20 protein-coding genes and 1 tRNA gene are annotated in these 23,713 nt (G+C 44.1%); 9 read left to right on the forward strand and 12 right to left on the reverse strand.

The features are described from left to right. Positions 1–56: 56 nt before the first annotated feature. Positions 57–380 (reverse strand): preprotein translocase subunit YajC, encoded by a 324-nt coding sequence (gene yajC, locus P7J58_RS09500; protein ID WP_002940126.1) that lies wholly within the window; start codon positions 378–380, stop codon positions 57–59. A gap of 109 nt (positions 381–489) precedes the next feature. Continuing rightward, positions 490–1,782 carry an adenylosuccinate synthase gene (locus tag P7J58_RS09505; RefSeq protein WP_408556212.1) on the reverse strand — a complete coding sequence of 431 codons (1,293 nt, stop codon included), beginning with the start codon at positions 1,780–1,782 and terminating at the stop codon, positions 490–492. Between the two features lie 364 nt (positions 1,783–2,146). Between P7J58_RS09505 and gshAB the strand changes: the two genes are divergently transcribed. From gshAB to dusB, 4 genes are all read left to right on the forward strand, one after another. Continuing rightward, entirely contained in the window at positions 2,147–4,378 is a 2,232-nt protein-coding gene (gshAB, locus tag P7J58_RS09510; RefSeq protein WP_408556211.1) for a bifunctional glutamate--cysteine ligase GshA/glutathione synthetase GshB, read from the forward strand. Between the two features lie 533 nt (positions 4,379–4,911). Then, positions 4,912–8,031 carry a DUF6359 domain-containing protein gene (locus tag P7J58_RS09515; RefSeq protein ID WP_408556210.1) on the forward strand — a complete coding sequence of 1,040 codons (3,120 nt, stop codon included), beginning with the start codon at positions 4,912–4,914 and terminating at the stop codon, positions 8,029–8,031. 79 nt (positions 8,032–8,110) lie between these two features. Continuing rightward, on the forward strand, positions 8,111–8,977 hold the full coding sequence (gene hslO / locus P7J58_RS09520) for an Hsp33 family molecular chaperone HslO (protein WP_408556209.1): 867 nt from the start codon (positions 8,111–8,113) through the stop codon (positions 8,975–8,977). Continuing rightward, positions 8,970–9,974, forward strand: coding sequence for a tRNA dihydrouridine synthase DusB (gene dusB, locus P7J58_RS09525; RefSeq protein WP_029179203.1), 1,005 nt, complete (start codon positions 8,970–8,972; stop codon positions 9,972–9,974). Before hslO ends, dusB begins: the two co-directional genes overlap by 8 nt. Positions 9,975–10,069: 95 nt before the next feature. On the opposite strand, the gene P7J58_RS09530 is transcribed toward dusB, so the two are convergent. The 3 genes from P7J58_RS09530 to P7J58_RS09540 all read right to left on the reverse strand — a co-directional run bounded on the left by P7J58_RS09530 (position 10,070) and on the right by P7J58_RS09540 (position 13,595). Continuing rightward, the gene (locus tag P7J58_RS09530; RefSeq protein ID WP_408572581.1) at positions 10,070–10,561 is read right to left on the reverse strand and encodes an adenylyltransferase/cytidyltransferase family protein; all 492 of its coding nucleotides are present in this window, start codon (positions 10,559–10,561) and stop codon (positions 10,070–10,072) included. A 117-nt stretch (positions 10,562–10,678) separates the two neighbouring features. Next, positions 10,679–13,132, reverse strand: a complete 2,454-nt coding sequence (locus P7J58_RS09535; RefSeq protein ID WP_408556207.1) for an ATP-dependent Clp protease ATP-binding subunit — start codon at positions 13,130–13,132, stop codon at positions 10,679–10,681. A gap of 4 nt (positions 13,133–13,136) precedes the next feature. Then, positions 13,137–13,595: a CtsR family transcriptional regulator gene (locus P7J58_RS09540; protein WP_408556206.1), complete on the reverse strand. Its 459-nt coding sequence runs from the start codon at positions 13,593–13,595 to the stop codon at positions 13,137–13,139. A gap of 143 nt (positions 13,596–13,738) precedes the next feature. On the opposite strand from P7J58_RS09540, the gene P7J58_RS09545 reads away from it, so the two are divergent. Together P7J58_RS09545 and P7J58_RS09550 are read left to right on the forward strand one after the other, a co-directional pair. Then, positions 13,739–14,077, forward strand: coding sequence for a thioredoxin domain-containing protein (locus P7J58_RS09545; RefSeq protein WP_398581483.1), 339 nt, complete (start codon positions 13,739–13,741; stop codon positions 14,075–14,077). Beyond that, entirely contained in the window at positions 14,077–14,778 is a 702-nt protein-coding gene (locus P7J58_RS09550; protein ID WP_398581484.1) for a GNAT family acetyltransferase, read from the forward strand. The genes P7J58_RS09545 and P7J58_RS09550 overlap by 1 nt, the downstream gene beginning before the upstream one ends. A gap of 155 nt (positions 14,779–14,933) precedes the next feature. Here P7J58_RS09550 and tsf read toward each other — a convergent pair whose 3' ends face one another. Both tsf and rpsB read right to left on the reverse strand, forming a co-directional pair. After that, positions 14,934–15,974, reverse strand: coding sequence for a translation elongation factor Ts (tsf, locus tag P7J58_RS09555; RefSeq protein WP_205013435.1), 1,041 nt, complete (start codon positions 15,972–15,974; stop codon positions 14,934–14,936). 243 nt (positions 15,975–16,217) lie between these two features. Beyond that, positions 16,218–16,994 carry a 30S ribosomal protein S2 gene (rpsB, locus tag P7J58_RS09560; RefSeq protein WP_012775356.1) on the reverse strand — a complete coding sequence of 259 codons (777 nt, stop codon included), beginning with the start codon at positions 16,992–16,994 and terminating at the stop codon, positions 16,218–16,220. 301 nt (positions 16,995–17,295) lie between these two features. Between rpsB and P7J58_RS09565 the strand changes: the two genes are divergently transcribed. After that, positions 17,296–17,366 (forward strand) — tRNA-Cys (locus P7J58_RS09565). A gap of 180 nt (positions 17,367–17,546) precedes the next feature. Here the strand turns inward: P7J58_RS09565 and nusG are convergent. The 4 genes from nusG to pbp2a form a co-directional block, all read right to left on the reverse strand. Beyond that, the gene (gene nusG, locus P7J58_RS09570) at positions 17,547–18,086 is read right to left on the reverse strand and encodes a transcription termination/antitermination protein NusG (RefSeq protein WP_002940254.1); all 540 of its coding nucleotides are present in this window, start codon (positions 18,084–18,086) and stop codon (positions 17,547–17,549) included. Positions 18,087–18,195: 109 nt separating this feature from the next. Then, a complete protein-coding gene (secE, locus tag P7J58_RS09575; RefSeq protein WP_002940255.1) occupies positions 18,196–18,372 on the reverse strand; it encodes a preprotein translocase subunit SecE in 177 nt (58 codons plus the stop codon). Between the two features lie 9 nt (positions 18,373–18,381). Further along, positions 18,382–18,534, reverse strand: a complete 153-nt coding sequence (gene rpmG, locus P7J58_RS09580; protein ID WP_002940258.1) for a 50S ribosomal protein L33 — start codon at positions 18,532–18,534, stop codon at positions 18,382–18,384. Between the two features lie 33 nt (positions 18,535–18,567). Next, positions 18,568–20,781 (reverse strand): penicillin-binding protein PBP2A, encoded by a 2,214-nt coding sequence (pbp2a, locus tag P7J58_RS09585; RefSeq protein ID WP_408556205.1) that lies wholly within the window; start codon positions 20,779–20,781, stop codon positions 18,568–18,570. 152 nt (positions 20,782–20,933) lie between these two features. On the opposite strand from pbp2a, the gene P7J58_RS09590 reads away from it, so the two are divergent. Further along, positions 20,934–21,902 (forward strand): NAD(P)/FAD-dependent oxidoreductase, encoded by a 969-nt coding sequence (locus P7J58_RS09590; RefSeq protein WP_029179194.1) that lies wholly within the window; start codon positions 20,934–20,936, stop codon positions 21,900–21,902. A 2-nt stretch (positions 21,903–21,904) separates the two neighbouring features. After that, a complete protein-coding gene (locus tag P7J58_RS09595) occupies positions 21,905–22,771 on the forward strand; it encodes an RluA family pseudouridine synthase (protein ID WP_029179193.1) in 867 nt (288 codons plus the stop codon). Positions 22,772–22,797: 26 nt separating this feature from the next. On the opposite strand, the gene purR is transcribed toward P7J58_RS09595, so the two are convergent. Further along, positions 22,798–23,610, reverse strand: a complete 813-nt coding sequence (gene purR, locus P7J58_RS09600) for a pur operon repressor (RefSeq protein WP_024377671.1) — start codon at positions 23,608–23,610, stop codon at positions 22,798–22,800. Positions 23,611–23,713: the final 103 nt, after the last annotated feature.

Here is a 23,713-nt window from a genome sequence, read left to right on the forward strand (position 1 = left end):
AAAATCAGGCAGGGCTAAAACAAGAGAAAACCAAGGTTTCCCTCGGTTTTTCATCCTTATTCTTCAATTGCAGCTTCTGGAGTTGCTTCTGTCGTTTCAACTGCCACTTCTTCAACAACTGCCGATGTAGTATCTGAACTTGCTACACGATTACGAATAGCACCACGTTCAAATGTCAAGTAAACACCATCAACATCGAGAACAACCTTTTTATCATCGATTTCATCGACAATACCAAATAGCCCACCAATGGTCACAATTTCATCACCTTTTTTGATTTGATTTAGTGCTTCTTGACGTTGTTTTTGTTGTTTACGTTGCGAATAGAACATAAAACCAATCATGGCAACCATGACAAGCGGCAAAAATAAACCTTCCATTTGTTTACCTCTTTTATTGTTTGATAAGCATGATTATATCAAATTCTGGCCAAGAAAGCAAAGTTCGACCAAACAGAAAAAGACCGAACTTTTGTTCAGTCTTCGCACACTATTTTGCGCTCCATACACTCTCAAGGATATTGGTCTGTTCACGACCTGGTCCAACTGAGAAGGTTGAGATACGCACTCCAACCAATTCGCTGATACGACGAACATAGTTGCGAGCCGCTTCTGGCAATTCATCCAGGCTACGTACACCTGTGATGTCTTCTGACCAACCTGGCATCTCTTCGTAGATTGGTTTGCAGCGTTTGAGTTGTTCCAAGCTTGCTGGGTAGTGGTCAATCCGCTCACCATCCAAATCGTAAGCCACGCAGATTTTCAAGGTCTCAAGACCTGACAAGACGTCAATCGAGTTGAGGGACAAGTTGGTAATACCTGACACACGGCGGCTATGGCGCATCACCACTGAGTCAAACCAACCGACACGGCGTGGACGGCCAGTTGTCGTACCGTATTCCTTACCGATTTCTCGAATGCGGTCACCGATTTCATCGTGCAATTCAGTCGGGAATGGTCCGTCACCAACACGGCTAGTGTAGGCCTTACATACACCAACAACCTTATCAATCTTGCTTGGGCCGACTCCGCTACCGATCGTCACACCACCAGCAACTGGGTTCGAAGAAGTAACGAATGGATAGGTACCTTGGTCAATATCCAACATAACCCCTTGCGCACCTTCAAACAAGACACGCTTGCCTTGGTCGAGGGCATCGTTCAAGATAACAGAGGTATCTGTTACATACTTTTTGATTTCTTGACCATAAGCGTAGTATTCTTCAAAGATTTCGTCAAACTCAATCGGAGTTGACTCATACATTTTCTCAAACAAGCGGTTTTTCTCAGCCAAGTTTGTTCTCAAACGCTCCGCAAAAATCTTCTTGTCCAAGAGGTCTGCAATACGGATACCGACACGCGCAGCCTTGTCCATGTAGGCTGGACCGATACCCTTGTTGGTTGTACCAATCTTATTCTCACCTTTAGACTCTTCTTGCAACTGGTCCAATTTGATGTGATAAGGCAAGATGACATGTGCGCGGTCTGAAATCCGCAAATTATCTGTTGTCACACCTGAATCATGGAGATAGTTGATTTCCTTCACCAAAGATTTTGGATTGACAACCACACCATTACCGATTACAGAAATCTTTTCTGGGAAGAAGATTCCTGACGGAATCAAGTGCAATTTATACTTCGTGCCATCGATAACGATAGTGTGTCCAGCGTTATCACCACCTTGATAACGTGCGATTACTTCAGCATTAGCAGACAAGAAGTCTGTAATTTTACCCTTACCTTCGTCGCCCCACTGGGTTCCTACAACAACTACTGATGTCATATTCACTCTTTCTCTGAACTGGCTAACCAGCCCAGCCTTTCTTCTACTTCTGGCAGGAATCTCACCTGCAAGTTTCGTTTTACACACTATTCTATCAAAAAACGAACATTTTTTCAAGAAATTCCAATAATTTCATATATAGCGAATGTTTTTATTTTTTTAAAAGTATATTTCAAAAAAATCCGATTAAACACACAAGATAGACATGTGTAAATATGCTTTTGACAGAGAAATCCGAAGTCTTTGTTTGCTTTCAGTGATTTTCAGTACATTTTTCACCAGAAACGTAGCAGAAATTTGTATTTGCCCTCCAATCTAGATAAAATTGGAGTAAGACTTTGACAGAAATATAAAGGACTTAGATATGTTACAAAAATTATCACCAAACAGCCCCATTCTTCAGGCTACTTTTGGAATTGAGCGCGAATCACTTCGCATCAATTCAAATCACAGAGTTGCGCAAACTCCCCATCCTCATAAACTGGGTTCTCGTAGCTTCCACCCCTATATCCAGACAGACTACAGCGAGCCACAGTTAGAGTTGATTACACCAATCGCTCAGTCGACTAAGGAAGCGCGTCGCCTACTGGGAGCCATTACAGATGTTGCCGCACGTTCTATGGACAAGCAAGAATACCTCTGGCCCCTATCCATGCCACCTGTGATTTCAGAAGAAGAAATCCAAATTGCTCAACTAGATAGCGACTATGAGTACCAATATCGTGTCGGTTTGGGGGAACGCTATGGCAAGCTCGTCCAGTCTATGTCTGGTATCCATTATAATTTTGAATTAGGAAAAGACTTAACCCAACAACTTTTTGAATTAAGCGAGGAAACAGATTTTATCGCATTCAAAAATACCCTCTACCTCAAATTAGCACAAAACTTCCTCAACTATCGTTGGCTCTTAACCTACCTATATGGAGCAAGTAGCCTAGCCGAAAAAGGATTCCTAACCACGGAAGTCGGTTGCGTCCGTTCCATTCGTAATTCCAAGTACGGCTATGTCAACTCCGATGATGTTCATATTTCCTTTTCTTCTCTCGAACAGTACGTGGCCGACATCGAACAAGCTGTCCAATCTGGTCAACTATCCGCTGAGAAGGAATTTTACTCTTCCGTCCGACTACGTGGAGCAAAGACTAGCCGTGACTACCTCAGCAAGGGGATTTCTTATTTAGAATTCCGTTCCTTCGACCTTAACCCCTATGACCCGCTTGCTATTAGTCAAGAAACCCTTGATACAGTCCACCTCTTTATCTTATCTCTTCTTTGGCTAGACCAACTGACAGATGTTGATAACACCTTAGCAAAAGCAGATAAACTTAACAATCTCATCGCCCTTAGCCATCCCCACACACCTCTACCTAGCGATGCCGATGCCACGCCAATCTTGACAGCCATGAAAGCCATAGTTCTACACTTTGGACTGGATGACTACTATGGCCAGCTCATTGCACATGTGGAGGCAGCACTTCAAGACCCTCGTTTGACCCTTTCTGGAAAAATAGCAGAGCAGGTTGAAGATGGGTCTCTGGAAAAGTTTGGTCAGCAGCAAGGACAAGTCTTTCATGACTATGCTTGGACAGCCCCTTACGCCCTCAAGGGATATGAAAACATGGAACTCTCCACCCAGATGATTCTCTTTGACGCCATTCAGCTGGGCTTGCATGTCGAGATCTTGGATGAAGAAGACCAGTTTCTCAAACTCTGGCATGGTGACCATATCGAGTACATCAAAAATGGTAACATGACCTCCAAGGACAACTATGTCATTCCTCTGGCCATGGCCAACAAGGTCGTAACCAAGAAAATTTTGGATCAGGCTGGTTTTCCAGTGCCTGCGGGAGCTGAATTTGCTAACAAGGAAGAGGCCCTGCGGTATTACAGACAGGTAGCCAGCTCTGCTATTGTTGTCAAACCAAAATCTACCAACTTCGGCCTTGGCATCTCTATCTTCCAGGAGCCAGCCAGCCTTGCGGACTATGAAAAAGCCCTGGACATCGCCTTTTCGGAAGATAGCCATGTGCTTGTGGAGGAATTCGTGGCGGGGACCGAGTACCGTTTCTTCATCCTTGATGGCAAGTGCGAGGCTGTCCTGCTCCGCGTCGCGGCCAATGTCGTGGGGGACGGTAGCTCAACCATCCGTGAATTAGTAGAGCAAAAAAACCAAGATCCCCTGCGAGGGCGTGACCACCGTTCACCGCTGGAGATCATTAACTTGGGCGACATCGAACTGCTTATGTTAGAACAGCAGGGCTACACACCCGATACAGTTTTGCCAGAGGGCATTCAAGCCTTTCTGCGTGGCAATTCCAATATCTCAACGGGTGGTGACTCCATCGATATGACCGACCAGATGGACGAGTCCTACAAGCAACTGGCCGCCGATATGGCAACTGCTATGGGAGCTTGGGTCTGTGGTGTGGACTTGATTATCCCCGACCGCACCAAGCCAGCAAGCAAGGAAGATCCAAACTGCACCTGTATTGAGCTCAACTTCAACCCTGCCATGTACCTGCACACCTATACTTACGCAGGACCTGGACAGAGCATTACGCCGAAGATTTTGAAAAAATTGTTTCCAGAGCTATAGTTTTCCATTTTCCTTACTTTGTTAATGCTTACTTCAGAGGTTCGTGGAACTTTTGAAGGCTGGAGATAGGACAAAGCACGTTCGCCTCAATAGCTGCAGGTTGCTGGGAGTGGGAAAGAACTCGACCAAGATAAAAAGAGTTCGTCAACAAGTCTTTATTTCTAGTTGTTGAGCTGAAACAGTCTATCCCCAGACATCAATTTATGTGAGCTGACTGCCGTCAGCTTATATCTCCCACTTTAAAAGGTCTCCCAGACCTTTTAAACTCCCAACTAATGTTAAGTAAAATGAATATGGCACCAAGATAATCATTTATATCTTGGTGCTTTTTATGAACCAATCCCCAGTATTCTGATACATCGTTCGTTATTTGTTTTGTTTTCCAATGTATTTTTACTATTTCATTTGAATTTTTAAAAATATCCGTATTATATCTAAAAAAGTATTCCAAACGACTCATTTTTTGTTAAACTATATATATAACAACTGCAGACGTTTTGATAACGTCCATATATAACAAAAAGGAGTTTTATATGAAGATTAGAAACCGTTCTCTCTTCTATACCGTAGGGTCTGTAGCGGTAACAGCCGGACTCTTGCTTAGCCTTGCTACTTCGCCCATACCATCTGTGCACGCTACTGAAGTGGCGATAGAGAATTATCCGTCGCTTGCAATAACCAAGTCGGAGGTCACGATACAAGGCTATCTTATTGCACCACTTAATAGTAGCGGAACCGCTTTTGACGCCACTAACAAAACAAATCTAGCCCTTGGTGCAAGCATGGATACTGCGGCAGCCGACACCATCCCTATTCAACTAAAAGAACCTCTTCGCAGCCAATTCAACCTCGTTGATCATCCCGAACTAGTCGGAAAATTGGTTCGCATCACAGGAACTAGCGATACATACATGAAGCGAGCTGGGATCAAGCCAGCTACAACGATTGAAATCGTAGATTCATCTTCTACTAATGTTCAGCCACCAACCAGTGAAAATACGACTACCGAGTCAAGCGACCTTGTTTCTACACCGATTGCTACTGTTCGCTCTGGTGCACAAGGAACAGAGTACACAGTTTCTGGTAAAATTATTAGCCTAGTAAACGGTTGGGGAGGAAATGGTTTTTACCTCCAGGGTTCTGACGGTGCTGGTATCTATATCTACCCTGGGGCTGCCTTGGGCTATCAGCCTGGTGATACAGTCCAATTAACAGGAACATTGGGTGAGTATAAAGGCGAACTCCAACTAACTGCCGTTAGCAACCACAAGGCTATATCTGAGCATTTCAACACTCCCATTACAGAAACAAACATCGCTCAGTTAGCAACGCAAGCACAGGCAACACTAGTTTCTCTAAAAAACTTGACTGTCGGAGATATTCAAAGCGATAGCTATCAAAATTCTACCTTTACCGTAACTGATTCCGAAGGACAAACTGTGGATGTGCGTTTAGATAGTCGAACAGGTATCAAAACTGCTGATCTTTTGAACCATATCAACAAGGGAGATAAGATTAATCTAACCGCTATTTTATCCACCTATAATGGAAAAATACAATTAAAACCATTTGACCTCTCTCATTTTGAAGTCGTTGAAAAGGCAACAACAGAAACAGCACCAGGCAAGACCGAAACTGTAACAGTCGGTCACATTCAAGGTGCAAGTCACCAATCACCTCTAACCAATCAATCTGTGATTCTTAAAAACGTCGTAGTAACCTACGTTACCTCTGCCAATAACTTCTACGTGCAAGATGTCACACCAGATGGAGACGTCAAAACATCTGACGGTATTAATATTTTTACTGACAAATTAAAAACAAATGTCAAGGTAGGAGATCTTGTCACTATCGCAGGACGTGTAGAAGAATACCTCGGAAAAGGTTATACAGAACGTGGGGAAACAGACTTAACCATCACACAAATTCGAGCTACTGAAGTAACTGTGGATGGGACTGCACCTGTACCATCTCCTATAGTCCTTGGTCTCGATCGGACCATCCCAGCAGATATTATTGACAACGACGGTTTGGCTCAATTTGATCCAGAACAAGATGCGCTCGATTTCTGGGAATCCGTTGAAGGTATGGTGGTTGCCGTGGATGATGCAAAAATCCTTGGTCCACTAAAAAACAAGGAAATCTATGTCACTCCTGCCACTAGCCAACTTCCTTTAAATAATGTTGGAGGCGTCAACCTTCGCCCTGAAGGGAATAATACCAATATCATTCCACTCCTTTTGAAAAATGGAAAACAGATCGTCAAATCAGGAGACTATTTCACCGGTCGTATCGCTGGACCAGTCACCTACTCTTACACCAATTATAAAGTCTATGTAGATGATAGCACCCTTCCAACCTTGCACGAAGGAGCTACAAAACCAGAAACGACAACTATTATCCCAAATGATGACAAGCTGACTATCGCTTCTTATAACATTGAAAACTTTTCTGCTGACAGTAAGTCAACATCAGACGCTAAAGTCCAACGCATTGCCAAATCCTTTGTTTCAGACCTACATTCTCCAGATATTATCGGATTGATTGAAGTGCAGGATAACAACGGTGCTACAAATGACGGCACAACTGATGCTAGTAAGAGTGCTGAGCGCCTAATTGCAGCCATTCAAGCAGCCGGCGGACCAATCTATACCTATGTGGATATTGCTCCTGAAAACAACAAAGACGGTGGACAAGAGGGAGGCAATATTCGCGTCGGCTTCCTCTACAACTCAAAACGTGTCAGCCTATCTGACAAACCAATCGGTACCGCAACACAGGCAGTTGCTTGGGAAAACGGCGAACTCAATCTCAGCCTGGGCCGAATCGACCCAACCAACCCTGCTTGGGCAGCTGTCCGCAAAACACTTGCAGCTGAATTCGTCTTCAAAGGCGAGAAAGTCGTTGTCCTTGCCAACCATCTCAACTCAAAACGCGGTGACAATGGTCTCTACGGAAAAATCCAACCTGTCAGCTTCAAGTCCGAAGAAAAACGCCACATACTGGCACAAACTATCGCTGACTTTACAAAAGCAGGCTTAGCCCAAAATCCAAATGCTAATATCGTTATGCTAGGCGACTTCAATGACTATGAATTTACTAAAACCATAGAAATTTTAGAAACAGGAGGAATGGCTAACCTCGTTAGTCGTCACGATGCATCTGATCGCTTCTCTTACTTCTATAACGGAAACAATCAGTCTCTTGACAATATGCTAGTATCAACTAACTTGTTGGACCGCTATGCCTTTGATATGGTCCATGTCAATTCAGCCTTTATGGAAGAACATGGCAGAGCTTCTGACCACGATCCACTATTGGTACAACTGGATGTGACAAAGGCACAAGAACCAACTCAACCAGAACCAAGTGACAAGCAGACAGATGACTCAGGAACAGTCAACAATAGTGATGACAATGGTACGACCAACAATAACAAGCCAACAAATCTTTCAACTTCTAATCAAACAGCTGTAAATGCTGATGACCGTTCTAGCGCTACAGACAAGGGACAAACAACCGTGACCCCTACTGCCAACAACAGTCAAAAGAAAATCCTTCCAAAGACAGGAGGAGAAACAAGCTTTGTACTTATCACAATCGGTCTCGTAATCTTGAGCGCCTGCCTTGTCAAAAAACAAAAAGAATCCTAATCATTTTTTGAGCTTGAAAGCATGACTTTCAGGCTCATTTTTCTACTGCTCCACCTCCACTTGTGCTATAATTAAAGTTATGGATAAAATTATTAAAACACTATCAAAAAGTGGGCATTTCCGTGCCTTTGTGCTAGATAGCACAGAAACCGTGAAAACAGCCCAAGAAAAACACGATACTATGGCTTCATCAACCGTGGCTCTGGGCCGCACTCTCATTGCCAATCAGATTTTGGCTGCCAACGAAAAAGGCGACACCAAGATCACCCTGAAAATCTTGGCCAGCGGTGCTATTGGGGCTATCATCTCCGTTGCCAATACCAAAGGTCAGGTCAAGGGCTACATTCAAAATCCAGACTTGGACTACAAACGGACCTCAACTGGCGAAGTTATCGTTGGACCACTTGTAGGCAATGGTCAATTCCTGGTCATCACAGACTACGGAACAGGTCACCCTTACAACTCCATGACACCCTTGATTTCTGGTGAAATCGGTGAAGACTTTGCCTACTTCCTAACGGACAGCCTGCAGACCCCATCTGCGGTGGGGCTCAATGTCTTGTTGGATGAAGAAGATAAGGTCAAGGTAGCCGGTGGCTTCTTACTCCAAGTTTTACCTGGAGCGACCGAGGCTGAAATTGCCCGTTTCGAGAAACGCATCCAAGAAATGCCTGCCATTTCAAGCTTGCTGGCTTCTGAAAACCACATGGAAGCTCTGCTATCCGCCATTTATGGCGACGACGACTTCAAACGCCTGTCAGAAGAAGAAATCGGTTTTGTCTGCGACTGCTCTAAAGACCGCTTCCTCGATGCTCTAGCCAGCTTGCCAAAAGCGGACCTGCAAGAGATGAAGGAAGAAGACAAAGGTGTGGACATCACCTGTCAATTCTGCCAGACCCATTACCACTTTGACGAAAACGATTTGGAGGAACTCATCAATGGCTAATCTCAATACCCCTTTTATGATTGGTGATGTAGAAATCCCCAATCGCTGCGTGCTGGCCCCAATGGCTGGCGTGACCAACTCGGCCTTCCGTACCATTGCCAAAGAAATGGGCGCAGGTCTGGTCGTTATGGAAATGATTTCTGAAAAAGGCCTTCTCTACAACAACGAGAAGACCCTCCACATGCTCCATATCGACGACAACGAATACCCTATGTCTATCCAGCTTTTTGGTGGCGACGCCGAAGGACTGAAACGGGCTGCCGACTTCATCCAGAAGAACACCAAGGCTAATATCGTAGATATTAACATGGGCTGCCCTGTCAACAAGGTCGTTAAAAACGAAGCTGGTGCCAAGTGGCTCAAGGACCCCGACAAGATTTACCACATCATCAAGGAAGTGACCTCGGTCCTCGATATTCCCTTGACTGTTAAGATGCGGACAGGTTGGAACAATACCGACCTGGCGGTCGAAAATGCCCTGGCCGCAGAAAGTGCCGGTGTGTCTGCCCTGGCCATGCACGGACGGACCCGCGAGCAGATGTACACAGGAACAGTTGACCTGGAAACCCTCACCAAGGTAGCTGGCAGCCTGACCAAGATTCCCTTCATCGCAAACGGCGACATCCGCAATGTAGAAGATGCCCGCCAGCGAATCGAGGAAGTCGGTGCCGACGCTGTCATGGTCGGACGAACTGCTATGGGCAATCCATACATCTTCAACCAAATCAACCACTATCTTGAAACAGGAGAAGTCCTGCCCGACCTCTCCTTTGACGACAAACTCAATGTCGCCTTCGACCACCTGACCCGATTGACTAATCTCAAAGGCGAATCCATTGCCGTACGTGAATTCCGTGGTCTTGCCCCTCACTACCTCCGTGGTTCAGCAGGTGCTGCCAAAATCCGTGGAGCCGTTGCCCGAGCAGAGACTATCGAGCAGGTCCAAGAACTATTTGACCAAGCACGAGAAGCCTATCAAGAACGGATTGCTAAATAAGATAAACTGGCAGGTTAAAACTCGCTAACAATGAAACAGAAAAACGCATAAAACCAAGGTTAGGACCTGATTTTATGCGTTTTTTCTATACTGTTTTACATAATTTCCTTTCCAAAAAAGGCAAGAAAGGCAGGAGCAATGTAATCCTGATATTGTTGAGGTTGTTCACGAATGAGGGTCGCTGAAATACCAAATTTTCTAGGACTATAATAAGCTTGATAGCCTCGATTTTGCAGTTCCTGAGCGTATTCTTCCTCAGACACATAGAAAACTGGTACTTGATGTTCTGACAAGTCCAATAAACCAAGCAGGCGTTCTAACCAAAGGTCCCAGCCATCTGGATAGGGAGGTAAGTCCGTTTCATCCAGGGCACGAACTTCGACAAAATCATCACCCTCAAACTGGGATTGAATAGCTCTAAAGCGAGTCAATAAATCCAAGCCAATCAAGTCGCCACGATCCCTATCATAGCCTGAAACCACCACACAAACCTGACCACAGGCCAACTTTGCTCGCTCGATCAAATCCAAATGTCCCTTGTGCATGGGGGCAAAAGTTCCGAAAACAACAGCTATGGTTTGATTCATAGATTTCCTTTCTACTTGCTAAAGAGGCGAGCAAGCTCACCTCTTCAACTATGTCATCCTTTTTTCAAAACGGAAGAACAATTCTACATCTGGAAAGGATAGCAACACAAGCACTCCTTATCCCTTTACCACATCAAACTTGAGCTCTTCACCCTTGACCCCAACCTTCAAGGTCGAACTAGTAGTCAAGTCACCACGGAGTAACATTTCTGCCAATGGATCTTCCAATTTGGTTTGTAAGAGTCTACGTAGCGGACGAGCTCCCATTTCTGGGTCATAACCTTGTTTAGCCAATAACTTAAGGGCTGACGGTTGCAGTTTAAGAGTAATTCCTTTCTCAGCTGTTACCGCAAACAACGGTTTGACCATGACCTTGACAACATCCTGCATATGGGATTCGGTCAAACTATGGAAGACAACTTTTTCATCAATACGGTTGATAAATTCAGGACGATAGGCCTTTTTCAATTCCTCAAAAATGCGTTTCTCCACTTCCTTGTGGTCCTTAGACAAATCAAGGGCACCAAAACCAACTGTCTTATCATCCCGAAGGGCTGTTGCTCCAAGGTTTGACGTCATGATAATAATGGTATTTGAGAAATCAACCTTACGTCCCTTACTGTCCGTCAAGACACCATCATCCAAGACCTGCAAGAGAACATTGAAAATATCTGGATGAGCCTTTTCAACCTCATCAAAGAGGAGAACAGAGTAAGGTTTGTTACGAACTTTTTCTGTCAATTCGCCACCTTCTTCATAGCCCACGTAGCCTGGAGGCGCTCCATTGAGACGGCTGGCCGCAAATTTCTCCATATACTCAGACATATCAAAACGGATAAGAGCAGATTCATCATCAAAGAGAACCTCCGCCAAGGCTTTAGCAAGCTCTGTCTTACCGACACCAGTTGGTCCCAAGAACATAAAGGAACCAATCGGTCTGCGACCTGTACGAATCCCTGACTGATTACGGCGAATAGCTCTGCTAACTGCAGAAATAGCTTCTTCCTGCCCAATCACACGCTTGTGCAATTCTGCTTCCAGATTCAGATACTTCTTAGTATCTGATTGGCTAAGCTTGGCTACTGGGATACCTGACAAGCGGCTAAGTGTTTCTAAAACATCTTCTTCTGTTACTTCAAGGTCATAGTTTTGACTAGCCTCGGCATCTTCTTTCGTTTTAATCAACAGCTTGCTGACAGTCTTATATTTTTTATCCATCAAGGCCTTGTCTATGCTCGTCAGTCCTGTTTCCTCAGCCTGCCCTTTCACTCGATTTTGTACCGTTGCACTGGCTTCATCCAGCAAATCAATGGCTGAATCTGGCAGGTTTTTACTGGTCAAATACCGCTTAGCGTAGGTCACAGCAGTCTCTACAGCTGCTTGTCCAATACGGACCCTGTGGTATTTTTCAAAAGTACCTTTTAAACCAGTCAAAATGGCAATGCTATCTTCCACCGTCGGCTCTTCAATGGTTACTTTGGCAAAACGGCGTACCAAGGCTGCGTCTTTCTCAATATGTTTTTGGTACTCATCTTGAGTCGTTGCACCAACTGTACGTAGAGTACCACGAGCCAGAGCAGGTTTGAGAATATTGGCCGCATCCAGGGTTGAATCAATCCCAGAGCCAGAACCCATAATCGTATGCAACTCATCGATGAAAAGGATGACTTGACCATCTTCCTCAATGTCGTTGATGATATTATTCATCCGCTCTTCGAAGTCACCACGAAAACGGGTTCCTGCAATTACATTCATCAAGTCAAGTTCCAAAACCCGCATCTTAGCCAAGCTGACAGGGACATCCCCAGCTGCCACACGCTGAGCCAGACCCAAGGCAAGTGCTGTTTTACCAACACCCGCATCCCCAACCAAGACAGGATTATTCTTCGTTTTACGAGATAAGATTTGAATCATCCGCGAGATTTCTGCATCGCGACCGATAACTGGCTCCATCTTACCTTCACGGGCCAAAGCGGTCAAATCACGAGTATAGTCCTCTAATCCACCAGTCTGTGGAGCTGGAGGCATGCCCATCATCTGTCCCATATTCGTAGCCTTGGATTTTCCACCCTTCATGACACTACGGATTGCTTTTAAGTCTTCCTTAGTAAATCCTGCACGGGCTTCCAAATTTTTACGCAAATCCAAGAAACGGATCTTATCATCTGAGTCTTCAAAATGAAAACCAACCTTGTCCAAAATCTGACTAGATGTTGAACGTTTATCCAAGAGCATAGCCATGAACAAATGTTCTGTACCTAACTCCTTGGCCTTGACAACTCCAGCAATTTTCTTGGCCAAACTAGCCGTTTCATCCAAACGTTTTGAAGAAGGCAAAATACGGAAACTATCCAACTCTTCGCGATAAACCTTATCCGTCACGACAAAAGTCGCATGTTCATAATCCGAAATCGAAACAGGATATTCTGCCAAGACAGCTCCTGCAACCGTATCGTGATTGATGACAAATGATAAGAGAATATGCCAGGTCTCTAAATAATCACAGGCGTAACGTTGGGCAACCAACTGAGCATCTTCAAATACCCTTTGTAAACCAGTTGAAATTTTCATGAATTTAGTCCTCTTTCCTATCTAAACGTCGTAATATTTGACGCATCATGCGTGCTCGAATAGTACTTGCATCTTTTCCTAATATTTCATCAGAACCTGTGGACAAAAAGAGATTGCCTTCTCGTTCTGTCATCAAACCTTCATCAAAAAGGAGTTGTAAAATATCTGCATATACCGTAGCAGATAGTTGCTCGCCCATATTGTTCAATAAATCATGAACCAATTCGTGCTTGTCCGAAAAGGTAATCCGACCAATACGAATGTAGCCACCGCCACCACGCTTACTCTCAACAATATAACCACGGCTGGCTGTAAAACGGGTTTTTATCACGTAGTTAATCTGACTTGGCACCACTTCAAACCGACTGGCCAATTCACTCCGACGCAACTCTGCCACATTGACCTGGTCCAAGATGGCTTTGATATGTTCTTCGATATAATCTGATGTATTCTTCATCGCCATAGTATCGCCTCTTCCTTTGACTATCTTTGACCATTATACCCTAAAATGAAGAATTTTGAAAGCAAAAGCCCAGTCCCTTCCGTAGCAGAATTTTGAAATCTGCTCTGCTTTATCCTATAATAAAAGAAAAAAAGGAGAACATTATGAACTTCCAAGACTACATCCAAGATTTTACTAGCGTAACCGTGGAGCAGGCACAGGGCCTCCTAACTGCTCAAGAGGGCGACGTTCTCTTCATCGGACGAGCAACCTGCCCTTACTGCAACCGCTTTGCACCAAAACTCCATAAGGTCGCCCAAGACAAGCAAGTGACCGTCCACTTCCTCGACTCCAGCCAAGTCAGTCCTCAACTTCAAGCACTTCGCGACCACTACCAAGTGCCTACAGTCCCTGGTCTTTTAGTCGCTAAATCGACTGGCGTCCAAGTCCGCTGCAATTCCAGCATGACGGAAGAAGAAATTGCGGCTTTTATTGAGGACTAATGCTAGACATTTCCTACCAAGCCAACACCTTCCACATCTCTCATCACGGAAGACCAGTAGGCAAGATTCACAGCTACCAAAATCCCTACCACCAGACCAATACCTATCTGCGACTGGATTTAGTTGATTTCGATTGTACCATAGCAGAGCAGCTCTTCCAGTCCCTACAGACTTCCTTGGGCAAAAAGCCTCTTCAGGTTATGCTCTCCTCTGCAGAGCAGGAAAAAATCCATTTCCTCACCGCAGCTGGATTTGTCTGCAAGCGGAAATGTTATGAGTTCGAAGTGACCAAACAAGACTATCTCAGTCAAACAGGCACTACCAACCTAAACATAGTCCGCAAAGGTACCGCACTCTACCAAAGAGCTAGCCAGCGATTCTTTGACCACTATCAGACAGTTCATCAAGACATCAACCCTTGGACTGCCAGTCAAGAAGAATTCGAAAAGGATTTACCTGAACTAGTTTATACAGACTCAGAAAACTGGGCCTTCGTAGAAAACAATGAAATTGCCTACGTATGCGGAAAAGATGTACAAAGCTTTGATTCCTTCATCCAAGCAGTTATTGGCTCCCTATTTGAACAATATGAGCAAATTAGCTTTGAGGCTGATGACTGTGATCCTATCGCCATGCGCTTGGCTGACCAATTCCGACAACCACACAAACCTAGCTGGGATACTTATATTTTAGAAATCTAACAAAAAGCACCGACCTTGTGGCCGGTGCTTTTAAGGAGATTATGAAAAATATTTAGGATTGATACTAGTATAACCAAATCAAACATAGCCGACATCCGCCCTAAGACCGATTTATCAAAAAAAGAACCTCCTTTCGGAAGTTCTTTCATCACATCTTATTTACCAAGAGCTGCTGCCATCGTCGCTGCAACTTCTGCTTCAAAGTCGTTTGAAGCTTTCTCGATACCTTCACCTACTTCGAAACGAGCAAATTCTACAACTGAAGCATTCACTGAGTTCAAGTAAGCTTCAACTGTTTTGCTGTCGTCCATGATGTAAACTTGTGCAAGAAGTGTGTAAGCTTGGTCAACTTGAGTGTTGTCAAGCAAGAAGCGATCCATTTTACCTGGGATGATTTTGTCCCAGATTTTTTCTGGTTTGCCTTCTGCTGCCAATTCAGCCTTGATAGCTTCCTCAGCTGCTGCAATCACTTCGTCAGTCAATTGAGCTTTTGAACCGTATTTCAACAATGGCAATGCTGGTTTGTCAACCATTGCACGGCTTTCGTTGTCTTGTTCGATCTTGTGGTTGATTTGTGCCAACTCATCTTTAACGAATTGCTCATCCAATTCAGTGTAAGAAAGAACAGTTGGTTTCATCGCAGCGATGTGCATTGAGATTTGTTTTGCAAGAGTCTCATCTCCACCGTCGATAACTGAGATAACACCGATACGGCCGCCGTTGTGTTGGTATGCACCAAATGCTTGAGCATCTGTTTTTTCAACCAAAGCAAAGCGACGGAATGAGATTTTCTCACCGATTGTTGCAGTTGCATTTACGTATGCTTCTTCAAGCGTTTCACCTGAAGGCATAACCAATTTAAGAGCTGCTTCGTTGTCAGCTGGTTTACCTTCTGCAATTACTTTAGCAGTAGTGTTTACCAATTCAACGAATTGAGCATTTTTCGCAACGAAGTCTGTTTCAGCGTTAACTTCAACAACTGCGGCTACGTTACCATCAACGTAAACACCAGTCAAACCTTCAGCTGCTACACGGTCAGCTTTCTTAGCTGCCTTAGCCATACCTTTTTCGCGAAGCAATTCAATTGCTTTTTCGATATCGCCTTCTACTTCAACCAATGCTTTTTTAGCGTCCATAACGCCAGCACCTGATTTTTCACGCAATTCTTTAACGAGAGCTGCTGTAATTTCTGCCATGTCTATTCTCCTTGTTTGTATTTATAAAATAGAGGAGCGGGCTCAGCCCTGCCCCTCTAGGATTGTTTTTTTGATGTTTGAAATTGTATACGAGCTAAAATCCTATAGATTTTAAATCGCCTTCGTTACTTAATTGTACTCGGACTAAAAAGCTAGGATTTAGACAAATCTCCTTGCAGTTCTCAAACTGCTACGTCCATTTTCTAAAATCTAACGCTTTTCTTAACGTCCTCGTTACTTAGATTATTTACCTTCTACTACTTCAACCAATTCTTCGATTGATTCTGTAGATGCTGGCTCAGCTGCCAATTCAGCTTCAACTGCTGCTACGCTGTCTTCACCTTGGTTACCTTCGATGATAGCGTCAGCCATTTTAGCTGTAATCAATTTAACAGCGCGGATAGCGTCATCGTTAGCTGGGATGATAACATCAATATCATCTGGATCTGTGTTTGTGTCAACCATCGCTACAACTGGGATACCCAATTTTTTAGCTTCTTTAACAGCGATTTGCTCTTTGTGTGGGTCAACAACGAACATTACGTCTGGAATGCGTGGCATGTCAGCGATACCGCCCAAGAATTTTTCAAGACGAGCACGTTGTTTGTTCAACAATGCTACTTCTTTCTTAGGAAGCACTTCGAAAGTTCCATCTTCTTCCATACGGTTGATTTCTTTCAAACGAGCGATACGTTTTTGGATTGTACCCCAGTTTGTAAGAGTTCCACCCAACCAACGGTGGTTGATGAAGTATTGACCAGCGCGGATAGCTTCGTCTTTAACAGCTTCAGCAGCTTGTTTTTTAGTACCTACGAACAAGATAACTGCGTCGTTTGCTGCAGCGTCACGGATGAATTCGTAAGCTTGGTCAGCCAATTTTACAGTTTGTTGCAAGTCGATAACGTGGATACCGTTACGCTCTGTGAAGATGTATTTAGCCATCTTAGGATTCCAGCGACGAGTTTGGTGACCGAAGTGTACACCAGCCTCAAGAAGTTGTTTCATTGAAATTACTGCCATGAGTATTTCTCCTTTTTGTTTTTTCTCCTCTCCCGAACTTCGACTTGCAGCCCAACCTTTCGGCAACAAGACCACAATTGGTCCGAGATGAGTATTTGTTGCACAGCAACTCTATTAGTATATCAGAATACCTGTATATTTTCAAGTAAAATAGCAGAGAAATTCATGAGAATCTACCACCAAAAATCTGCGCTAAATTCTCAAAGTAAGTTCTAGCCTAACCCCAAAACCGGAAATTAGACTGATACAAAAATTTCCACTTGACCAAATTCACTATTTAATGTACAATATTCTTTGTTATGGCGGTATAGCCAAGTGGTAAGGCACGGCTCTGCAAAAGCTTGATCGTCGGTTCAAATCCGTCTACCGCCTTTATTATAGGATTTTATCCGAATTTATACAAGTCAAAAGCCCGAGAAATCGGGCTTTTTTGATTTTTCATTCGGTAAAATTCGGTTAAGTTTAAAAATAATTTGGGACAAATTTGGGGCAAAATCTTTTCAAACCATCAAAAAACTCCCAAAGGCTATTGCCTAGGGGAGTATGATAGATTTACAACTCAGCAATCTGGCTCAAATTAACTTCAGCAATGGTATCATTACCAAACATAGAGATAACCATCTTAACCTTGTTGTTGTCGATTTCTGTAATTTTACCTGTGTAGTCTGTGAAGGCACCGTCAATGATACGAACAGTGTCGCCAACTTTGACATCAATATCAAATTCTTGAACGGTTTGTCCCATAGACACCAAGATTTGACGAATTTCTTCTTCCAAAAGTGGAGTGGGTTTTGAACGGTTACCGTGTGAACCCACAAAACCTGTAACGTTTGGCGTGTTACGAACCACAAACCAAGCTTCATCCGTCATAACCATTTCAACCAAAACATAACCAGGGAAACGGTTTTCTTCCACTTCCTTGACCTCACCGTTCTTTTCAACCTGAACAGTCTGAGTTGGAATTTCTACACGAAGGATGTTTTCCAACATGTTATAAGTGTGGGCACGTTGGAGCAAGTTTTCCTTCACTTTATTTTCATATCCTGAGTAGGTCTGCAAAACAAACCAGCCTTTATCAAAACTATCGTACATTGTTACTTCCTTTCTTTGGAAACACGGAATTTTTAGACGCTAAAAAAAGCCCGAAGGCTTTCGCTTTTCCTTATTATATCACTTCCATTTTACAAATGGCAAGTATTTTCTAGAAAAGATTGATCAAGCTCATGATTCCTCGTGACAAAATCAAGTCAAAGAGGTAAACCACCGCTACGAAAAAGGCAGTATATTCCACTACAGACACGAAATCCGTCCAGCTCTGCTTACGAGTTGGCCAAGACGTATCTTTTAAAATGCGGATAATGTCTTTGATAAATTTCATGCGTGACTCCTATCTGGTTTCCTTGTGAACAGTGTATTGTCCACAGTGTTTACAAAATTTATTTACTTCTAACCGTGTTGGCTTGGGATTGCTCGAAAGGCTGATTGAATAGTTTCGAGAACCACAAACAGTACAGGCTAGGCTTGCTTTTTTTAGTGCCATAAAGCCCTCCATCCTTTTCATTTTACCATGTTTTTATGGATTTGACAACTCTCCAAACCAAGACGTAATGTTATCCCACAAGGTTTTTGCTCTTTCTGGTAACTGGGCATCGATTAGATTTTGTTTGGTTTGCTCAATCAAGTTTTTCGCCTGATCTGAAATTTCTTGTACCTGTTCTTGACCAAGGCTTGATTCAGTTTGCGCAGCTTCATCTGGAGCTACTTCTACAATACCATTTTGTGCGTAGGCATTTTCTACTTCAAACTGAGTTCCTGCAGTATATGGCAAGATTGAATTGGCTACAGTCTGGAAGACCGACGGAGCCATCCAGTAGCTACTGCTATCTATATAATGATTTTCATCTGTCTGCTCAAAACCAACCCACTGACTGATGACCAAATCAGGTGTGTAGGCAATATGCCACTGATCATTGACAAGATTGACATCAAAACTCGTTTCGGTTGTTCCTGTTTTCCCAGCAATATAATAATTGGCAGCATCTGCTGTCACTCCCGTACCATTGGTATAGGTTCCAAGCATCATTGCTGTCATCTTATCTGCGACAGAGCGGTCAATCACCTTGGTACTTGTTTCTCGATGCTCTGCTAAAACCTTTCCACTAGCCGTTTCAATACGAGTGATGAGGTGGGCATCCTTCATCACACCCTTATTCGCAAAAGCAGCGTAGGCCTGGGCCATTTGCAGAGGATTAGTCTCCACTCCAGAACCAATTGAAACACCCAAAACTTTCTCGACATTTTCCATATCAAGCCCAAACTTTTGTCCATACTCGAAGGCTTTGTCAATCCCCAAGGTGTTCACTATATAAGCTACTGGTAAATTGTAAGAGAGAGCCAAAGCTTGATACATTGGAATGGTATCAGAAGTCGAATAATCATAGTTATGCAAGGTGTAATCACCGTAGGTTTCTGTATGGTTGTCCAGAGCCGTATCAATCGACCAGCCCGCCGCTACTGCTGGAGCATAGGCAACAAGAGGCTTGATTGTTGAACCAGGACTGCGCTTGGCTTGTGTCGCAAAGTTGAAAGTTCGAAAGACCGCATCCTCTGAACTGTTAACTCGACCAACCAAGGCGCGAACTCCACCAGTCCTAGGATCAAGAGCTACGCTGGCAGCCTGAGCATGGGTACCATCAAAACTTGATGTTGGGAACATAGTCTCATCATTAAAAATCACCTGCATGCTGGCTTGAGAATTTTGATCCATCTCTGTGTAAATCCTATAGCCGTTATTAATAATGTCTGATTCTTTCAGTCCATATCGCTCAATCGCCTCAGCAATCACAGCATCAAAATAGGATGGATAGGAATAATTGCTTTGTTTCCCTGTATAGGTATCTGAAAGCTGACTGGCTAGGTCTACTTGGAAACCTGCATCTGCAGTCGCCTGATCAATATAACCAGCATTGACCATATTTTGCAGGACTGTATCCCGACGATTAACTGCATTTTCTAGAGAATAATAAGGATTATAAATCTCAGGTCCCTTGAGCATACCTGCAATGACGGCCGCTTGCTCAAGAGTAAGATCACTGGCTGGAATACCGAAGTACTTTTGGCTTGCATCTTCTACTCCCCAAACACCATTCCCAAAATTGGCGTTATTGAGATACATGGTCAAAATTTCTTGCTTGCTGTACTTTTTATTGATTTCCAGAGCCAAAAAGAATTCTCGAGCCTTTCGACTGATGGTCTGATCCTGAGTTAGAAAGGCATTTTTTGCCAATTGCTGGGTAATAGTTGAACCACCTCCAGACCGACCTAACGTCAAGGCAGCCAAAATAGTACGCTGGTAATTAATGCCTGAATTTTTGTAGAAGCTCCGATCTTCTGTAGCGATAACGGCATTCTCTAAATTATCAGAGACGGCATCCAGCTCTACATAGGTCCCCTTCTGACCCGACAATGTCCCAGCTTCCGCACCATCTTTATCGTAAATAATCGTTGTGGCTTTTAGCGCCTGTTGTAAATCACCAACATTAGCTGTCTTTGCAAGGAAAAATAGATAGCCACCTACTGTAAGAACTGTCAAGACCATAAAAATAATCAAAATTTTAGTCAGTTGATAACGGCGCCAAAATTTACGAATCGGCTCCGGAATACGTGATTTTTTCTTTGGTTTATCAACAGAGCCACGATTTCCCCTGCGGCGACGGCTAGGTCGGTCTTCATGATCAATTTGGAAATCTTCTGGAACTTCGATTGGCTGGTATTGCAAATCGTCCATACTCTACCTCTTTCTAGTGAATTTTGTACCATTATACACCATTTCCTAAAAACTAGCAGAAAAAAGCCTGCGATAACTTGTGACAACAGACAGGGAATTTTTTCTAAAAATATGATAAAATAGGGTCATTCTGAACAAAAAAGAGGATTCCCATGACACAAGTATATGACATTACTATCATCGGTGGCGGACCAGTCGGTCTCTTCGCCGCCTTCTACGCTCATCTCCGTCAAGCCAAGGTCAAAATCATTGACTCCCTGCCCCAACTGGGTGGCCAGCCCGCCATTCTCTATCCTGAAAAAGCTATTTTAGACATCCCAGCCTTTCCAAGTCTGACCGGACAGGAATTGACCGACAACCTCCTTGCCCAACTGGCACCCTTTGACACCACCATCTGCCTCAATGAAACCCTGACTGCTATCGAACCTGGGGAGGTCATTTCCCTAACAACTAACAAGGGTAGCCATCAAACTAAGACTCTGATTATCGCCATGGGTGGCGGGGCCTTCAAGCCTCGTCCGCTGGAGATTGACGGTGCCGACAGCTTTGACAACGTCCACTACCACGTGTCTAACATCCAGCAGTATGCCGACAAGGACATCGTCGTCTTGGGTGGCGGTGACTCTGCGGTCGATTGGTCCCTGGCCTTTGAAAAGATCGCCAAGACCACCCAGATTGTCCACCGTCGCGACAACTTCCGAGCCCTCGAGCACAGCGTGGAAGAACTCAAGCAGTCCAGCGTGACCATTCACACACCTTTTGTTCCTAAAGGGCTTTCTGGGGAAAATAGCAGAGCTTCTGAGATTCATTTTGACAAGGTTAAGAGCGAGGACAAGCTCAGCCTGTCTTTCGATCACCTCTTTGTCAACTACGGTTTCAAATCATCTGTCGGAACGCTGAAAGAATGGGGATTGGAACTCAATCGTCACCGCATCATCGTCAACAGCAAGCAAGAAACCTCTATCCCTGGTATCTATGCCATCGGTGACTGTTGTTTCTACGAGGGCAAGATTGACCTGATTGCAACTGGTCTTGGCGAAGCCCCAACCGCTGTCAACAATGCCATGAACTACCTCAATCCAAACGAAAAAGTGCAACCCAAGCACTCAACCAGCCTATAATGATGAAAATTGACATTCGCATTCCCCAAGCCTTTCCCCAACTCACTGTCAAGGAAGTCTTGGAAGATTATTTTCTCATTCCCAGAAAAATCCGCCACTTCCTCCGCACCAAGAAGCACGTCCGTGTCAACGGTGAGCTGATTAACTGGCAGAGCCCGATTGCCGCAGGCGACTTGTTAGAATTGACCTTTGACCAGGAAGATTATCCTGAAAAAAGTATTCCTCTGGGACAGGCGGACTTGGTGGAGGAACTCTATCAAGATGAGCATTTGATTATCGTCAACAAGCCAGAAGGAATGAAAACCCACGGCAATGAGCCGACGGAAATTGCCCTGCTCAACCATGTATCCGCCTATGTGGGACAGACCTGCTATGTGGTCCACAGGCTCGATATGGAAACCAGCGGAGCCATTCTCTTCGCCAAAAATCCCTTTATCCTGCCCATTCTCAATCGGCTTTTGGAGGACAAAGTCATCTACCGTGACTACCTAGCCCTCTGCCAAGGCCAGCTTAAAAAGGCTGACTGGATCATTACCGATAAAATCGGACGGGACCGGCATGACCGTAGAAAGCGGGTGGTCGATAACCGCAAGGGACAGACCGCTCTTACCCAGATCCACCTCTTGAAGACCCTTGGTAAAAATAGTCTAGTTTCCTGTCGCCTCCAAACAGGGCGGACACATCAGATTCGGGTGCATTTGTCTCATCATGGTCATGCTCTAATCGGTGACCCTCTTTACAGTCGAGTCGCAGCCCCCCGCCTCATGCTCCACGCCCAAAAACTCAGCCTGACCCACCCGCTGACACTCGAAGAAATCAGCGTGGAAGCACGGTCGGAGAGTTTTGAAAGAATAGTAAAAAAGAGCTGAAAAACCAGCTCTTTTTTGCATGTATGTTATTCAAAAATATTTCCCAACTCTACATCGACTCGGTTTTCCTTGACATTGATGTCGGTCACAGCGAGCAAAGACTTGTAGTTAGCTACGCTACGGTCCCCTTTTTGGTTTTCTGCAAAGACAGCCACGCCTACCAAGGTTGAGTCAAACTCAGACAAGAGGCTAATCATACCATTGATGGTGCCACCATTTTTCAAGAAATCATCGACGATTAAGACACGGCTTCCTGCCTTCAAACTACGCTTAGACAGGAACATCTTTTCGATACGGTCGCTCGATCCTGACACATAGTTGACAGAAACGGTTGAACCCTCTGTAATTTTGAGGTCACGACGAACGATAACAAATGGAACATTGAGCACATTGGCAACGGCATTGGCCAAGGGAACACCCTTTGTCGCAACTGTCATGACAGCATCAATCTTTTCTTCCTTGAAAGCATCCGCAATAATACGACCAACATTCTTCAAAATATGTGGGGTAGACAACAAATCAGAAGAATAGATATAACCGCCTGGCAAGATACGATTACTTTCGGCCATCTGATCACGAAGGGCCTGTGCAATTTCGACAGACTCTGCCTTAGAGATCGATGGAGTAAAAACAACTCCTCCACTGGCACCAGTAATGGTTTCAATATGCCCGATAGAGCTTTCCTCAAAAGCCTTTTTAATGATGGCAATATCCTCTGAGATAGATGACTTGGCAGATTCATACTTTTCCGCAAAGGTATTCAAACTAGTTAATTCATAAGGGTGGTTGATGAGGTAATTGGAAATGACAACCATACGCTCACTTCTTCTTAATTTCATATTGTTCTCCTTTTTGGCTTTTTCCTATTATAGCACATAAAAACACAAAAAGCGAACCTTTTTTCTTGAAAAAGTTCGCTTTTTCGTATTTAGCTATAAACTT

Origin of the sequence: Streptococcus suis (genome assembly GCF_046032535.1) — a bacterium.
Taxonomy (GTDB): Bacteria; Bacillota; Bacilli; order Lactobacillales; family Streptococcaceae; genus Streptococcus; species Streptococcus suis_AK.